The sequence below is a fragment of the Janthinobacterium sp. CG3 genome, assembly GCF_000344615.1.
GTDB lineage: Bacteria > Pseudomonadota > Gammaproteobacteria > Burkholderiales > Burkholderiaceae_D > Janthinobacterium.
Genome location: NZ_KB467824.1, coordinates 3267640 through 3282841, shown reverse-complemented (window position 1 = coordinate 3282841; position 15202 = coordinate 3267640). Strand labels below are relative to the sequence as shown.

13 protein-coding genes are annotated in these 15202 nt (G+C 57.4%); 6 read left to right on the top strand and 7 right to left on the bottom strand.

The genetic code is table 11. The annotated features are described in order from the left end of the window. Positions 1 to 275 precede the first annotated feature (275 nt). A protein-coding gene (locus JANGC3_RS0114305) for an IS3 family transposase (protein ID WP_085945296.1) occupies positions 276 to 1846 on the top strand; the annotation gives its coding sequence in 2 pieces (ribosomal slippage) (positions 276 to 732 and positions 732 to 1846; 1572 coding nt in all). A 185-nt stretch (positions 1847 to 2031) separates the two neighbouring features. Here the strand turns inward: JANGC3_RS0114305 and JANGC3_RS0114300 are convergent. Beyond that, positions 2032 to 2295, bottom strand: a complete 264-nt coding sequence (locus tag JANGC3_RS0114300) for a hypothetical protein (RefSeq protein WP_017877172.1) — start codon at positions 2293 to 2295, stop codon at positions 2032 to 2034. 249 nt (positions 2296 to 2544) lie between these two features. On the opposite strand from JANGC3_RS0114300, the gene JANGC3_RS0114295 reads away from it, so the two are divergent. Next, a complete protein-coding gene (locus JANGC3_RS0114295) occupies positions 2545 to 3720 on the top strand; it encodes a type I restriction endonuclease (protein ID WP_081611870.1) in 1176 nt (391 codons plus the stop codon). A gap of 381 nt (positions 3721 to 4101) precedes the next feature. On the opposite strand, the gene JANGC3_RS31630 is transcribed toward JANGC3_RS0114295, so the two are convergent. Continuing rightward, complete coding sequence (locus JANGC3_RS31630) at positions 4102 to 4440, bottom strand: DUF3892 domain-containing protein (RefSeq protein WP_157406647.1); 339 nt, start codon at positions 4438 to 4440, stop codon at positions 4102 to 4104. A gap of 1896 nt (positions 4441 to 6336) precedes the next feature. Between JANGC3_RS31630 and JANGC3_RS30850 the strand changes: the two genes are divergently transcribed. The 3 genes from JANGC3_RS30850 to JANGC3_RS30845 all read left to right on the top strand — a co-directional run bounded on the left by JANGC3_RS30850 (position 6337) and on the right by JANGC3_RS30845 (position 10132). After that, positions 6337 to 7200 (top strand): hypothetical protein, encoded by an 864-nt coding sequence (locus JANGC3_RS30850; RefSeq protein WP_017877170.1) that lies wholly within the window; start codon positions 6337 to 6339, stop codon positions 7198 to 7200. A 218-nt stretch (positions 7201 to 7418) separates the two neighbouring features. Beyond that, positions 7419 to 7673 carry a hypothetical protein gene (locus tag JANGC3_RS31625; RefSeq protein WP_081611868.1) on the top strand — a complete coding sequence of 85 codons (255 nt, stop codon included), beginning with the start codon at positions 7419 to 7421 and terminating at the stop codon, positions 7671 to 7673. After that, on the top strand, positions 7670 to 10132 hold the full coding sequence (locus tag JANGC3_RS30845) for a bifunctional DNA primase/polymerase (RefSeq protein ID WP_081611867.1): 2463 nt from the start codon (positions 7670 to 7672) through the stop codon (positions 10130 to 10132). The genes JANGC3_RS31625 and JANGC3_RS30845 overlap by 4 nt, the downstream gene beginning before the upstream one ends. 10 nt (positions 10133 to 10142) lie before the next feature. Here JANGC3_RS30845 and JANGC3_RS0114280 read toward each other — a convergent pair whose 3' ends face one another. After that, positions 10143 to 11495 (bottom strand): tyrosine-type recombinase/integrase, encoded by a 1353-nt coding sequence (locus JANGC3_RS0114280; protein ID WP_017877168.1) that lies wholly within the window; start codon positions 11493 to 11495, stop codon positions 10143 to 10145. A gap of 755 nt (positions 11496 to 12250) precedes the next feature. Then, positions 12251 to 12424, bottom strand: coding sequence for a hypothetical protein (locus JANGC3_RS32745; RefSeq protein WP_157406645.1), 174 nt, complete (start codon positions 12422 to 12424; stop codon positions 12251 to 12253). 217 nt (positions 12425 to 12641) lie between these two features. Between JANGC3_RS32745 and JANGC3_RS0114270 the strand changes: the two genes are divergently transcribed. Then, positions 12642 to 13238, top strand: coding sequence for an IMPACT family protein (locus JANGC3_RS0114270; protein WP_017877166.1), 597 nt, complete (start codon positions 12642 to 12644; stop codon positions 13236 to 13238). A gap of 51 nt (positions 13239 to 13289) precedes the next feature. Here JANGC3_RS0114270 and JANGC3_RS0114265 read toward each other — a convergent pair whose 3' ends face one another. The 3 genes from JANGC3_RS0114265 to JANGC3_RS0114255 form a co-directional block, all read right to left on the bottom strand. Next, a complete protein-coding gene (locus JANGC3_RS0114265) occupies positions 13290 to 13961 on the bottom strand; it encodes a hypothetical protein (RefSeq protein WP_017877165.1) in 672 nt (223 codons plus the stop codon). Between the two features lie 176 nt (positions 13962 to 14137). After that, positions 14138 to 14686 (bottom strand): GNAT family N-acetyltransferase, encoded by a 549-nt coding sequence (locus tag JANGC3_RS0114260; RefSeq protein ID WP_017877164.1) that lies wholly within the window; start codon positions 14684 to 14686, stop codon positions 14138 to 14140. Next, the gene (locus JANGC3_RS0114255) at positions 14683 to 15027 is read right to left on the bottom strand and encodes a nuclear transport factor 2 family protein (protein ID WP_198292027.1); all 345 of its coding nucleotides are present in this window, start codon (positions 15025 to 15027) and stop codon (positions 14683 to 14685) included. The genes JANGC3_RS0114260 and JANGC3_RS0114255 overlap by 4 nt, the downstream gene beginning before the upstream one ends. Positions 15028 to 15202: the final 175 nt, after the last annotated feature.

Below are 15202 nucleotides of genomic sequence, written 5' to 3'. Positions count from 1 at the left end.
CTCCGGTCAGACTACTTGTCGGGTGTGTTTTTGAACAAATTATGTCCTGATCTTGATCGTTGTAGTGGGGTTTAGGGTTCGTTTTTGTGCTTTATTTTTAACATCGTTTCCGGGCGTAGGGGACGGGTGTTACGGGTGGAGCGCAGCGGAACCCGTTCCCTCAAGACGTCAGGTTTGTGATTTTTGTTCAAGCAGGGCGGATGCCGATGTTGGGCTCGCGGCCCGGCAATGGAACTAGTTATCGCCTCTAATTTTTCAATTTAATAGAGGTACCAATGACATCAAAGTATCCCGAAGCATTTATCGAGCAAGCCTTGGTCAAAGCGTATTCACGTGGCCACCGGTCGATCAAGTCGGTCGCGGAAGACCTGAAGGTGAATCACCACACGTTAAAATATTGGATGAAGAATAAAGTTGTGACCGACAAGGACGCGCCGGCGGCGCGCGAGAAGCGCCCCCAGGACTGGACTGCCGCAGAGCAGTTTGCCGCGTTGCGGGCAACCAGTGGATTATCCGATGAGGCTTTGCAGGCATGGTGCCGCGGGCACGGCATATTCCCCCATCACCTGACCAGCTGGGAGACGGCCTTCTGCGCCGAAGTAAAAGAGCCGGCAACGGGCGTGCGCGAAATGCGCACATTGAAGGACAAGGTTGCCAAACTTGAGCGCGAGATTGTGCGCAAGAATGGCGCGTTGGCGGAGGCGGCCGCGTTGCTGATCCTGCAAAAAAAGTTCCGCGCGCTGTGGGAGGACGAGGAGTGATGACCGACCTCCCGCAGCGCGACCAGGTGATGGCCTTGGTAGCCGAGGCGGTCGGTGCCGGAGCGAGCCAGTGGCGTGCGTGCGAGGTAATTGCGCTGAGCGAGCGGACCTTGCAGCGCTGGCAGAACGATAAGGCCGAGGGCGCTTGTGATCGACGGCCGACTCGGGTGCAGACGCCCAAGAACCGACTGAGCGAGCTGGAACGTCAGCGCGTGCTGGCGATCGCCAACTCGCCTCAATTCGGCCACCTGCCGCCGAGCCAGATCGTGCCACGGCTGGTCGATCAGGGTGAGTACGTCGCCTCGGAATCGACCTTCTATCGCGTGCTGAAGGCGGCCAATCAGCTCAAGCACCGTGGCGCCGAAAAGCCAGCGAAACCGCGCCACAAGCCGCGTGCGCTGGTGGCAACGGCACCGGGCCAGCTGTTTAGCTGGGACATCACCTATTTGCCAACGCCGGTCAGGGGGATCTACTTCTATCTGTATCTCTTCATGGATATCTTCAGCCGCAAGATCGTCGGCTGGCAGGTCTACGAAACGGAAAGCAGCGAGCTGGCCAGCGAGGTAATGCGCGATATTTGTGTGCGCGAAAACATCGCGCCAAAACAAGTGGTGCTGCACTCTGATAACGGCAGTCCGATGAAAGGTGCCACCATGCTTGCAACGCTGCAAAAGCTCGGCGTCGTCCCGTCGTTCAGTCGGCCTGCGTGCAGCAATGACAACCCCTTCAGCGAAAGCCTCTTCAAAACGCTCAAGTACCGCCCAGCCTATCCGCAGGGCGCATTTGAAAGCCTCATGGTCGCAAGACAGTGGATTGGCACGTTCGTGCGTTGGTACAACGAGGAGCACCGGCACAGCGCCATTCAATTCGTTACGCCAGCACAGCGCCACGCAGGCCTCGACGGTGCGCTGCTAGTCAAACGCGCCGAGGTCTATGAAGCGGCAAAGGCCAAGCGACCGGAGCGCTGGAGTGGCGCTACGCGAAGCTGGGCGCCAGTTACGACCGTACACCTAAATCCGGAAAAAAGTGCCGCGGAACACGTCAACAAAAAGGAGAAAAAAACAGAACTCAAAAAAGCGGCGTAAAAATCGTATTTAGGCGACAACTAGCTTGCAAATTTCCGCTATTGACCGGTGCAGCACCGGGTCAATTCGGCGAGCGAGGAGAGAAAATTCGTGAGTGGGCACAGGCACAGGATGCCGAAGTGAAAATGCTTGGCCAGAATGGATTTTGAATAGTCGGATCGATTGCGGGTGGCACGGCTGGACGTTTACCCAAGCCTAGCCAAGATGACGTCCACTTTTGATTCGATCCGGGCAAGTGCCAGCCACAGTGGCTGAAATATTTCAACGATTTTTGCATCCTGCTTGGCCGCCGCGTCCTGCGCGGCTTGACTTGGTGAGTGGCATGTGGCGTTTGCCTGTTCTTTCTCTTCTTGGACTGGAGGGGCTGGATGGAAAGGTTGCAATGCGCTTCCGAGCAGTACAATCTTGGCGATCAAGACTAAAAAAATGGGGGCGATGATGTATTCCATGTGCCGATCAACGTTGATGAGGTAGTCGATATCGTCCCATGTCCGAAGTAATTCGAACCGTTAAACCTGCCGAAAAAAATTCAAAATTTATTGGCGGAATTTTTTTGAGGGGCCGACCGATAGCTGGCCTAACTGGACGGGGTGCCTTTTCCCTCCCCCCCCCCCCCGGGGGGGGGGCTGTCGTCAGGCTGCGCAGTCTGCTTGCCACGGCGTAGAATAGTAAATTCCATAAATTGGACTGAGCGCGCCATGGGAATTGAACAGGAAATTGACGCCGTCCGGGCCGGTATTCATGCAGGCCGCTTTTTAAACGAGGCTTCTGTTTCCCAAGGCGTCGTACTCAGGCTGCTGGCGGCCCTGTCCTGGCCGACATACGATACCCAAGTCGTGTGCCCGGAATATTCGCTTTCGGGTCGACGAGTCGATTTTGCCCTATGCCACCCGCCTGGCAAGCCAATTGCATTTATCGAAGTGAAGCAAGTTGGTCAGAGCGATGGCGCCGAACGTCAGCTATTTGAGTACGCGTTCCACGATGGCATCCCACTGGCGATTCTGACCGACGGTCGCGAGTGGAATTTTTTCTTGCCTGGGGAGCAGGGGGCATACGGGGAGCGGCGAGTCTACAAACTGGATATCGTCGAGCGCGACGTTGGTGAATGTGCTGCCAGGCTCCAGCGCTACTTAAATCATTCCGCCATAGCCTCCGGCGAAGCGATGCAGGCAGCCAGGGACGACTATCGCAACGTCGCCAGAGAGCGCCAGATGAAAGTCTCTTTGCCTATTGCACTGGCTAAGCTCATCGAGGACGAGGATGGGGCGCTGCTGGAAATCGTGGCTGATCGGACGGAGACACTGTGCGGCTTTAAACCGGATCAAGACATGGTGGCGCAGTTTCTGAAGAAACTATTTCCGGCTGCTCCAGCTCCAGCCTCGGCCCCGCCACGGTTGAAACCACGTCAAGCCTTCGTCGATACGCCAGAGCCACTGCTTGCCGCGCCACAAGCTTCTATCACTCACTCTGCCATCGGCCAGAATGTGTCGAAACCGCTACTTGATCGATTTGGTTATGAACTGGAAGGGCAGTTTTTTCCCGCCCGCAATGCCATCGATGTACTCACGAAGATTTTCGAAAACCTCTCTGCGCGGGATGCCACCTTTGCCGAGCGCTTTGCGGCGATGCCCCATGGCCGTACCCGGCGCTACCTTGCCAACGGCCGGGACGAACTGTATCCGGGTCGCGCAGACTTGTGTCGCGAACATGCAACGCAGCTTTCGTCTGGGTGGTGGTTGGGCACGAACCACAGCCGGCAGACAATAGAGGGGATTGTTAAAATGGCATGTGAAATTTCAAACTTGCGATACGGTATTGATTTGATTGTGCATCTGGGCGTATCCCAAGGGCGGGTATACGTGCCGGAAACGTGAAGTCGTCATGATGGCTGATCATGTCCATTGAGCGCTGCGTAGAGCCTCGCCAAGGCGCTGGCGCCTGTGGTTGCTGCATGCCAGTCGGGAGAGCCGTCGAGCGGCCCTAGCATCGATGTAGACGGCCGCAGGCTGCATTTATCGTCGATGTGTACAAAGACAGATTAGTCGCTGGGCGACCGCGTCGCTGCATGGACTACGGCCAGCGTTCCAAGAAGAGACTTTTTGCAATCGATTCCTATGTTAGGTATCAGCAAACCGAGGATTCATGCAGGTTTGAAGGTGGATGGGGTGATTTTTGGGGTGAATCAGGAGCAAAACACTCCGCTCGGGGAGGGGAGGCACGTTTTGGTGCCGCAACGTGCGCTACCGCCAAGCCGGCTAAATCCCTCTTGATAAGGTCGCTAGTCGATTTTTAGCACCGCCATAAAAGGGGCCGCCAGGGAGTGCCAGAAGATTATCATGCATGGTTCCATCGGCGCAGGTTCTTATATATGACGGACCCCGGAGGCCTTGATGCACAGCCGCAACATATGCCTTGTCCCCGCAACGGTCTTGGACAAAGAATTTTTGCCCCGCCGCCAACAATTTTATGACGTTTTCGACCGTCCACGAGCGATGCCCGCTCATCACCACCTCTATGTGTTCGGAGCGTGGATAAAGGGTCGCGATGCCCGAGATCGACATTCGTACCGCATCCAACTCAATTTCGTTGTTCATATGACATTTTCTATTTTGACGGGTGAAGTATTTTTCATCGGCATGTGCGGGCCGTGGTGGCCCGCACATGGAACCCTAGCGTTTGGTTGGCTTACTCGGGGGCTTGCTTGGTGTCGTCCGAATAGTTTCAACTACCGCCCCCTTTTTGTTCTGCTGTGCTTCCTTGACGGGAATAAATTGCCCATTGCCGGCATCTCTGCCAATTTTTCTTGTTGTCATAAAAATACCTTATTAAGTTGAATTTAGGAAACTTTATTGCACATACCTGAAATTTTTATTGACATGGGTTGGCTGAATGGGGGTGGTTTTGTCTTCTCTGAAACTATCCATTCAGACCCCTTATTGAAGGTTGGCTCAGGTAGGTTACCAAGTTCCATTCTTTTTAAGGGGGGGGCTACATTTAGTTAAATTCATCAAGCTGGCACTAATTGTAGTGCTAATCGTGCGAATTTTCTACAAATCCACACTTTTTCACTCAGTTATTTTTTCAAGTCTTTTTGCCTTTTATGCATTGATTTTTTGAAAATCTAGGCAGGTATATAGAGGAATATGTCCTGAAAACAACGAAAGTTGTATTTTGGCATTGATATTTTTGGTTCTGTGTTGTTTTTTTTGTGATTTCTATTCTGGTTTTTTATACAGTAGTAATCGTGTGCGATCTCATCCATTACAGTTGTTCCGACAGTAGGGGGGCATTGGCCGAGTGCACTACTTGCCGGGACGGGCAACTACCTTCGCTTTTATGCTCGGCCAAGGCAAGCACTGAGCGTTTTGGACCCGAAATGGCGGAGGTTGTTGGGCCTTCCCATGTGGACGAAAACTGTGCATTTAGCAGATTCCGTGGCTGGGCTCTGGCGGCTTGAAATCGCAGGCATGATGGTGCAGTTTTATTAATCAGTAGCCCACGCCGACTATTGGGGCAGCCCCATTGTGCTGCGGGTCTATGGGGCAGCTGCAGTGCAAGTGAGCGCCATTTGTTGACGGGGCGAATAGCGGACGTTGCGCAGGCTCGCCAAACGACCTGCCATGCGCTTGTGGCGGTAACGCCAAGGAATTGGAGCGCCGTTTAGTTATTGGGCCGACTAGCTGACCTCTCACAGCGTTTAGGCTCTTGAGTCGGTTCAAGCGTGTCCGGGTCGTGACGGTTGGTGCCAAGCTGGACGTACCGTACGTAGTCCATGGCAATGCCGACAGGCCACTTCGGTGCCCTATTAGTACAGCATAAAAAATTTCCTCGTGCGCGCGTAAGGGCATGATGGGGCCATACATCGTTGTTCCACATCGCGAAATTTTATGGAGTTGATGTTGGTTTTTTTGATGGCAAACCTATACATTGCACCCGCCTTGTGGCAAGACGAAACACGCCAGTGTGCTGTCCTGTCTCTATAGGTGAATATATATAATTTATTATATATATAACTACAAAAATGACTCATCTTGTCATCTTGCCTGGCACCCCTCGTCGCCAGGCATTAGCAAGTCACCAGGTATCTTTTTCGGGTCATTCTCCGAGGTGGTGAAAGGGACCGGTGTTCACGGCCAAGCCAAAAAAATTTAAACAGTATGGGCGTAGTGCCGAAAGGCAGATGTTCGCCTTCCATTGGGCTGATACTGAGCATCCATGGGGGTTCCCGGTGAATTTCAACATCTTTTTTTTGCAGGATGTTCGCCGGATGTTCGCAGATGTTCAGGTCGGCCTTGGAAAGGCGAGGTGTTGTTTTGTACAGTTGACGGAGCTTTTCCGTGCCGGCTATAGTGGCGCCGCTTGGCAAGCGAGTGGCGGCGACGGCTCAATTTTCATCTCTTGCGCGCGTCTTCAGCGACGTCAAGTGAGACCGCCGGCCGTGTCCTCAAGAACCCTACCCGGATTATATCTGCCCACTATTGGAAGGCGAAATGGAGCTCCCCGTCATATTGAAAATTGAAGAGGCCCTTGATCTGCTGCTCCGGGAAACCGGCGAACCATGGTCGTGGCCCCAGCTTCTCGGCGCGGTGATCGAACACAGGCTGCCTCTGCGGGCTGTGGTGCCTGGCGCTGCCCGGATCGTCATGAAAGGATGGGGCGAGCAAGCCGGGTTGGCCTGGCCGCTTGTCGGACGTCGTCTTGCATTGCTGTTGGCTCCACACGTGGAGGATTTGCGAAATCACAGGGAGACTTATACCCGCGCGGTAGCATTGGAACCCGGCGATTCCGGATACTTGACGTTCGAAGAAATTAAGGCCCGCAGGGCTATCCTTTCCAAGGTGGGGCACACGCGCGAGACTTGGTTTGAGGCGTGGCCCGACAGCGATTGGGATGACGGTGAGTTTATGGGTGAGTGTGACATTGCCGAGTTCTTGGAGGCGGTGCACGTCACGGAGGATAATTGCCGAGTGCCGCGTGAGACGATGGATGGATTGCTGTTTATTTTGCAACAATCTGCTGCTGCCAAAGTTGCCCGGGCCATTGAGACCAAGTGTCAGCCAATACGGGGTATTACCAAGAACCAAGCTCGGACCGCTTTCGCGGGACTTGTTGAAATCAATCTGGAAAAGCGCCTCGGCGACGCTTGCGGGCTCTACGGCGACGAAGGCGCCCGGGTTCAGGCCGGATCGCGCGGTGGGCGCCATCCCTCCCTGTGGAATCCCGTCTTGTTGGCTTTGGGCTTGAATGAGCAAAATGGTGTGGCGTTGCACAAACTGAACAACGCGTTTCGGGATCACCGCTTCCTCGCTGTTTGGCAGGACGAGTGGCGAGAAGCGTCTGAAAAATTTGCTTAGCGCGGTTTTCCATCGGCCCTAAATGCGGGTGCCTAATGCGGCTCAAATACCGCTCAAGTGCCCTCGCAGAGTGTCGAAAAATTAAGCAAGCCCGCAAGAAACCTACTGGAGCCCTGCGCGAAACCACCGGCGCAAATGCGGCAGGGTCTGGCCGCCCAGGTGCCGCAATTGATTCTCAAATCCTTTCAATACGCAGCGATGCGATAAAGGATTGTGGGATGAACACCACCTTAATTTCTGTACACACTCAACGGGGCGCGACAGCAGGCCCGATTTTCCCCGCGCTCGATGCGGAAACGCGCAGCCATGTCGATACCGCTTGCGCAGCATACTGGATGAACCGCAGGCCACAAACGCTGCGTGCTTGGGCTTGCCTGGAAAATGGCCCGATCCGCCCAATCCGTATGCACGGGCGCCTTGCCTGGTGCGTCTCGGATATCCGCCAAGTCATGGGTGACAGGAGCGGGAAATGAGCGCCGGCATGATGACTGAATCAAGCCAGGTTGCCTTCGTCAACCCTGCACGCGCCGCCGCCATCACATGTGCTGGCCTCGGCATCCCGGTATTCCCAGTTCACGGTGTGCGCGACGGGGTTTGCACCTGCGGATTCGAGCACCTGAATAATTCGATCGGCAAGCATCCCTGCGGCGGACTCACCTTCCGGGACGCGACTACCGATGTGAAGGCTATTTCCGTATGGTTCGATCGCTGGCCGGATATGAACTATGGCATCGCGACCGGCGTCGAAATCAAAGGAGGGAACAAAATGCTGGTTGTCGTCGACGTTGATTCGTACAAGGGAGGTGCAGATGCTGCGATGGACGCCTTTGACGCCGCCCATGGCAAGATGCCCGAAACCGCCGAGGTGCAAACCGGTGGAGGTGGCCGGCACTTGTATTTCCTGACCGACTGTGGCAAAAAATTCCGTAGCACGCTCGGCAATGCCGGGATCGATTTCAAGGGCATCGGCGGGTATGTGATCGGACCCGGCTCCCTCCACCGCAGCGGCCGGCGGTACGAATGGGAGGCATCCAGCGACCCGTCCGACGGCCAGGCTATCGCTGACTTGCCGGCGTGGGTAATAGAACAATTTGGTGTGAAGGAGGCCGTGCCCACATCCGCCGCCTCGTCGATTTCCGGCGATGTGAGCGAGGCCGAAATTGCCGAGTACCAGGCGCACTTGGATGTGATCGCAGCTGATGATTATGCCATCTGGTGCCAAGTACTGATGGCCTTGAAAAATCGCAGCGCGTCGGAGCAGATGTTCGCCTTGGCTGACCGTTGGAGCCAAAAATGCCCGGAAAAATATAACGCCACTGCATTGCGTCATAAATGGGATAAGCACATCAAGGCCGAGGGGGGAATCACGATCAAGACGCTGGAGAGGCTGGCTGACCCGACAGGCATGAAAGGCGTGAATATCGCTGGCATCATGAACCGCAGCGCGGAGAAGGATGCCGGCGCGCGCTTAGATGTGGCTCGCTCGGGAATGGATGGCTCCCAGCATCAGCTCAAGGGGCCAGCCCCTACGGCAGCCGATTCAGCGCATGCTGAGCTGATTGTCGTCCAGCAGGCGGAGGTTTTGAGGAGGGCGACTGAAGTTGTCGAAGGCAACCAGCATGCTGTGCCAACCTATAGCGACTGCGACGACCTGGGCGCGCGCTTGCCGCCAGTGATGGCGGAACTTGCGAGCTGGAGCCGTATAACCGGCCGGACGGTGCAACCTGCGTTCATGCTGTGCGCCGCGCTGGCGGCATGCAGCAGCGTCTTGTCGCGGGACTTCATCGGGGCTGGTGGCGCGCACACGAATTTGTACTGTGTGGCGGTAGGCCCGACGGCCTGCGGCAAGGAAAACGCGATCGACTCCGTCGTCAAAATTGTTACCGCTTACGATCCGATGCGGCTGGCGGGGGTGCCGGCCAGCGACGCCGGCGTTCTGGCGGCAATGAAACGGAATGCGGCTGGGGTATTTGTCATTGACGAGATCGGAGAGGTGCTGAAAAGCATCTTTGACGAAAAGGCTGCCGGCTACAAGGCGCTGATCGGCACGGTGTTTATGGAGCTCTATACCAAAGGAGGCAAGGCTTACCGCGGCAAGGAATATGGCAACCAAACGCCGGTCGGCGGCAAGCCGCGCGAAGACATTTTCAGCCCATGCCCCTCGATTTTTGGTGCTACAACCGCCACGACGCTCTTCGATGCCATCAACAGCACGGCAGTCGGCAGCGGGTTTTTGCCTCGCCTGATGGTGTTCCGCGCACCGGATATGATCCCCATGCCGAACCTCGACTGGGTCAGTGCGCCAATTCCAAACGGAGTTGTGGCATGGCTCGACGCCATCCGCACCCGCGTCGCTCAGCACGCTGCCGCTATCGCGGAAAAGGGGGATCTGATTGGCGTATCAAGCAACAACTACCAGCCGATCGATGTCCCTTACTCCGACAGCGCCGTTGCCTTGTTCCGGGCCGAGCAGATCAAAATTGTCAATCGCCGGAATGCCACCGCCGATATACTGGAAAGCAACATGTTGTCCCGCGTCGTCGAAAATGCCGGAAGGGTCGCGTTGACGCTCGCTTTGGCCGAGAACCCATGGGTCGAGGAGGTCAGCGCAAAGTGTTTCAGCGACGCGATGGATATCGTTAATGAGTCGACGCAAAGGTTCATTGCGGATATCCGGGAGAATCTGTTTGACAGCGGACATGCCAAACTGGAGGCCAAGGTGCTCCAGAAAATCACGGAGTTCTTTGTGAAAAATGAGGGCAAGGCAATTTCCGACGGAATTCTGGTCGACAAGTGCGGGGCGTATAACTCTGCCAAGCCGCAGGACCGGAAAGGGGTCATTGATGCGCTGATCCGTCAGGGAAAGATCATCGAGCGCCCGGGGCGCAACAAGAACACGCGGCGCTATTTCCCCAACTACGACCAAGACTGAACACCTGTGTTTACGCTACAGCATGCAATTTCGGTGCGGTTGGCGTGAACGTAACCCCGGCCTGCTCCAACATGTCGGCCTCGATCTTGACGTGCCATTTCCGCAGAAAATCCAAAGGGCGGACGATATAGCTCTTTTCACGCGCGCTCTGCGGTTTGTGCCCTTGAATTTGGGCTGCGACGCCGCCGGGCGCTTCGGTTTGTTCTGCCAGGCTGGCAAACGATCGGCGCAGCCCATGCAGAGTCAGCCCCTGCAGTCCGGCGGCTTCACAGGCCAGTTTATGGGCCAGGTGAGGCTTGCCAATCATCTTCACTCCCGCCTGCGCGCTGGAAAAGACATACTCGTTGCCTGGGCGCCTTGGCAGCGCATCCAGCAGGTGCCTCACGAACGGCGTCAACGGTATCGTGCGGGTGCCTTCAATTTTGTCTCGAATAACAATCGACTCCCACTTCCAGTTGATGTCACTCCATTGCATCCCCAGGACTTCACCGGGGCGTGCGCCGGACAACAGCAGGGTCTGCAGGTAGGCGCCGACAGTCGGGTTGCCTAGTTTTCGCACCGCATCGAACCATCCGGGCAGTTGGGCGGATTGAATGTTGTCTTGTTTGGCTTTTGCCTTGCCCAGCGATTCACGGCTTTTTTTGGTCTTGCCCGGATTGAGTTGCGGAAGCAGCCCGGCGTACGCCTTGTTCTCATAACACCACTGGAAAAAAACCTTCAACATCCGCCACGCAAGCCTGGCTGATGTCGGCCGGGTCATGCTTTCCAGCTTCGCCCATTTTTCTACGACTTCGGAGTCAATGCTGCTAATCGGCATGTCGACAAAGTAGTGCAGGGGGCCGGCAATCGTAACTCCGCGACCGCGTGTTCCCCGGATGGCCGGAATGCCGCCGGCGCCAATTTTTTTCACATGATCCTGATAGTGGCGTTCGCCCCAGTGCGCCTTGCGGTCAACCAAGTACGCAGCCCACACTTGCCCGAAGGTGGTTGACTCGCGTAAGGCTGCGGCGGTGGCGGCCGCCTCTGTCGCGGCGATTGCCGCCTGTCTGGCGGCGCGGGCGTCTTGTGCCTGCGCCAGCTCGTCGGCCTTGATTTGTCGAGGGTCCTGGCCGTTGTCGATAATGCTTTGCAGGCGGCGGGCCTCGGCTTGGGCCGCATCAATTGTCCACGTGTCCGGTGAGCCGATCGTGATCCGCATTGACCGCCCGTTTAGCTTCGACTGGAAAAAGTAGGACTTATCGCCGCGGGGCGTCGCGCGAAGCCCAAGTCCTGTCGCTGCAGCACTCCACATGAATGCTTGGCTTTTCCCAATTTCGCAAGTGAAGTCGGCGACACGCCCAGCCGTAAATTTGACCTTTGCCATATTGCTACCTTTAATGATTGCTCAGAACTTGTAAGCTACTTGTAACCATTTTCGGAGTATAGCAATCAACATGCATCAACGCAATGGCAGAGGTGTTTGCGATTAAGTACTTGATTTTAATGGATTTACAATGATTTCTCAACACGGATCAACACTGCTGAATTGCATATTTGTCGGACTCATAATCCGTTGGTGCCGTGTTCGACTCACGGGAGGCCCACCAAATTTATCCGGTATATTCAAGAGGTTACGCGATTTTCCGCGTAACCTCTTTTTGCTGTGCCCCCACTTTCATTTTTGCCCAGCAGGGCAGCCGCGCGGCGCCATCCAGCGCCAGCGAAATGAAGAAAGCCCGGCACGCAGACCGGGGTTGTGTGCGGTAGCCAGACGCGGAAGGTGCAGTTGCTCTCCTACTCAAGGGACGTATAGAGTGGACCCACGATGTGAAACAGCAGTTTAAGCTATGGTCCCCACTGGAGGATTGTCCGGCAAACTACTTGGGCTAGCCCCCTCGCAAGCCATCGAACTCACGCTTTATTGGCACCATTGGCAGACCGAGCAGCCGCCGTCCGCCGACGCCACCGCCTTGGTCATGAGTGAGTTGATCCCGGGTCGGCGCCCGCCTTGACGGTGCCAAGCGCGACCGGGACCGCCATACTGCGGTAGCGAGGCGTGTCGAGAAAAAAAGCACGCGAAAACGATGCGTGCTTTTTCTTGATGCCTGGCGAACACGCCAGCCCTTCAACCCGGCACGATCAAGGGCAGTGGCGCGCCAGCAATTCGCAGGCCCGCGGCACGCCGTTCTGGCATTTTGTTTCCAAGGCGTCGCACTGGGCTTGGGTGTAGAGGCCGGCGGTCGCGTTGGCGATGGAACCTGACAGGCCGAGTGCCATGCAGAATACAAACAGTGCTTTTTTAATTGAAATCATTGCGTCCCCACTTTTCAAAGTTAAGAGTGAAATTTAAAAGCCGATTTGAAACAAGGCGCGTCGGGCGCAGTCGAATGGAACGCTTAAGCGGCGTCCGGCGCGTGCTGGAAATATAGCATTAAGCAACGCCTGGAAGTGTAAAATATTCAACATTGAAATATAACCAAATATCACGCTGGGAGCTTAGTATCCAGCCGGAATACCATCTTTCTCCTCGATGCCCCAAACAATTTCCGTCGCCGCCCACAGTGAACTTTTCATCAAAAAAAGCCGTTTCCTCGGCTGCGTCCAGCCTGTCGCAGATCGCGCCGCGGCGCGACAGGCCGTCGCCCAATTGCGCCTGCAGCACCCGGCCGCCGCGCATGTCTGCTGGGCCTTGCTGGCCGGCGGAGAGTCGGCGGCGGTCGACGATGGCGAGCCGGGCGGAACGGCGGGCCGCCCGATGTTCGAAGTGTTGCGCCATCAGGACTTGGACGGCGTGCTGGCGACGGTGGTGCGTTATTACGGCGGCGTGAAACTGGGCGCTGGCGGCTTGGTGCGGGCCTATACGGACAGCGTCGCGCAAGCGCTTTTGCTTGCGCAAAAAATCACCATAGTAAAGTTGCGCACGCTGCGCTGCGGCTTCCCGTATGCGCTGGAAGGGTTGATGCGGCGCGAGCTTGAGATTGCCGGGGCGACTTTGCTGGACGTTGCGCATGGCGAGCAGGTCCGCTTCGATTTCAGTCTCTCCGACGCGGCCGCCGCGGCGCTGCTGGCCCGCCTGGACGAGGCCGGTCATGGCCGCATTGCTTGGCTGGGTGTCGAGGAGGGGTGATTTTTATGCGCAAGTACAAGCGCTGCCGGCGCGCTAACTTGCGCGGACGTGCTAGAAGCGGTAGCTGGCGCCGAAGCGGATTACCGGGTACAGCTTGAAGTCGCTGGCCTCGTCCGTCAGTTTGGCGTTTTCGGCGACGATGTCGGCCGCCAGTTGGGTGCAAACCTGGGTGGGGGCGACGCAGTGGTTGTTCTTCAGGGAAGTCGACGGCGAGCCTTGGAACATCACGCCGAAGTCGCTGGAGAAGCCCCAGCCCTTGCCCGGCGCGGCGGCGTTGCCCCAGCCGATGCCGAGATAGGGCGCGCTTTTGCGGAAGTCGACGTTGCCGTCGAGCGTGCCGACGCTCGTCGCCAGGTAGGTGTGGCCGTTGATCGTGTAGGTGCCGGTGCCGGCGGGTTTGCCGTGCGCGTCGATTTTGTTGCCGTTGTAGACCAATCCGGCGCTGACGCGGAAGCCGTTGTTCATCGGGAAAAAGTCGAGCAGGGCGTCGACGGTGCGCAGTTTCATCTTGAAGTCGTAGTCGACGTCGGAGGTATTGGCGTTGTACGAGTAGTTCAGGTAATTCGCGCCGACGCGCACGTTCAGGTTTGCCTGCAGCGGCACGCTCAGGTGCGCGCCTACGCCAGTGCTGCCCAGCTCGGCCGTGACGCCCGTTTCCGCTTGTACCAGGCCGGCGCTGAATACGCCCGCCAGCAGGACCGAGAGAGTTGTTTTGATGTTCATTTCACTATTCCATGAGAAGGGTTCCGCGCCAAGCGGAAGGGGCGCCGTCGATGTCGCCGGGCACGCTGCTGCATGGGATGGTAGGAGTTCTCTGGGTATTGCGCAAGAGCAATAAGGCCGCTTGATGCGGAAGCGCAACAGCGGCGCGCCGGCGGCGCTAACGTAGCGGCGTTCGCTCAGAGCGGACCGATGTGTTTGCGCATGCGCGCCAGCGGTACGCTGACGTCGCCGGGCAGGCTCAGCTCGAAGCGTTCAACCACGTCGAAGCCGGCCGCCAGGTAGAGCGGTACGCCCGGCATGGTCGCGGCCAGTTCCAGCGCGTCGAAGCCCGCCGCCAGAGCTTGTTCGCTGCAGTGGCGCAGCAGTTGCCGGCCCAGGCCGCGCCGCGCCATGTCCGGCGCCACGAAGAAGGCGCGGATGCGCGCCGCCTCCAGCGCCGGGTCGAGCAGCGGATCGGCACCGGATTTGGCGCGGTCGCCGCCGAACAGCGTGCGCCGTTTGCTCCAGCCGCCGCAGGCGAGCAGGGCGCCGTCTTGTTCGATCAGGAAATAAGTCTGGTCGGCGATCAGTTGCGAGTCGACGCCGAAGACGTGCCGGGTGACGGCGGCTGCCTGGCGTTCGCTGTAGAAACCCGCGCTCAGTTCGATGCCGGAACGGGCGATCAGCGCCTCCATGCGCGCCACGTCGTCCGCCAGCGCCAAGCGCAACGCCGGTGCGCCGCTCACCGCGTGCCGGCCGGTGTCTGGGCGCCGAGCATGAACCAGGCCCTGGCGATGCGCTCGTCGCGCACCTCGTAGATGGCGACCAGGTCGACGCTGACGGGACCGTCGGCCGAGCTGCTATGTACGGTTTCGTGGTCGATCACGGTGTCGCCACAGACGATGCGGTGCCGCAGCACCGCGCGCGGCTTGCCGCTGGCGAAGCGGGCCGTAAAGCGGGCCCGGATCGCCTCGCTGCCGCTGGCGAGCAGCGTGTCTGGATGATCGAAATGTTGCACGTCGTCTGCGTAGACGGCAAGCAGGGCCTCGACGTCGTGGGCGTTGTAGGCGTCGAGCTGGGCTTGCACGACCGTCGCCGGGTCGGGTGCCTGCTGTTGCTGGGGCATCGGGGATCCATTTTGGGTAAGGGAAAAAATTAACTTATATCAAATAAGCGCCCGCGTCCAGCGGCCGCCCGCGTCGGCGCCGTACGGCATGCAAGGCGGCGCATATATTTTCTGCCGGGCCGGAATGCGGTGCTAG

Bases quoted from the DNA above. Each gene is read 5' to 3' on its own strand.
- JANGC3_RS0114300 (WP_017877172.1), bottom strand. From the start codon at position 2,295: ATGGAATACATCATCGCCCCCATTTTTTTAGTCTTGATCGCCAAGATT.
- JANGC3_RS0114295 (WP_081611870.1), top strand. From the start codon at position 2,545: ATGGGAATTGAACAGGAAATTGACGCCGTCCGGGCCGGTATTCATGCA.
- JANGC3_RS31630 (WP_157406647.1), bottom strand. From the start codon at position 4,440: ATGAACAACGAAATTGAGTTGGATGCGGTACGAATGTCGATCTCGGGC.
- JANGC3_RS30850 (WP_017877170.1), top strand. From the start codon at position 6,337: ATGGAGCTCCCCGTCATATTGAAAATTGAAGAGGCCCTTGATCTGCTG.
- JANGC3_RS31625 (WP_081611868.1), top strand. From the start codon at position 7,419: ATGAACACCACCTTAATTTCTGTACACACTCAACGGGGCGCGACAGCA.
- JANGC3_RS30845 (WP_081611867.1), top strand. From the start codon at position 7,670: ATGAGCGCCGGCATGATGACTGAATCAAGCCAGGTTGCCTTCGTCAAC.
- JANGC3_RS0114280 (WP_017877168.1), bottom strand. From the start codon at position 11,495: ATGGCAAAGGTCAAATTTACGGCTGGGCGTGTCGCCGACTTCACTTGC.
- JANGC3_RS32745 (WP_157406645.1), bottom strand. From the start codon at position 12,424: ATGATTTCAATTAAAAAAGCACTGTTTGTATTCTGCATGGCACTCGGC.
- JANGC3_RS0114270 (WP_017877166.1), top strand. From the start codon at position 12,642: ATGCCCCAAACAATTTCCGTCGCCGCCCACAGTGAACTTTTCATCAAA.
- JANGC3_RS0114265 (WP_017877165.1), bottom strand. From the start codon at position 13,961: ATGAACATCAAAACAACTCTCTCGGTCCTGCTGGCGGGCGTATTCAGC.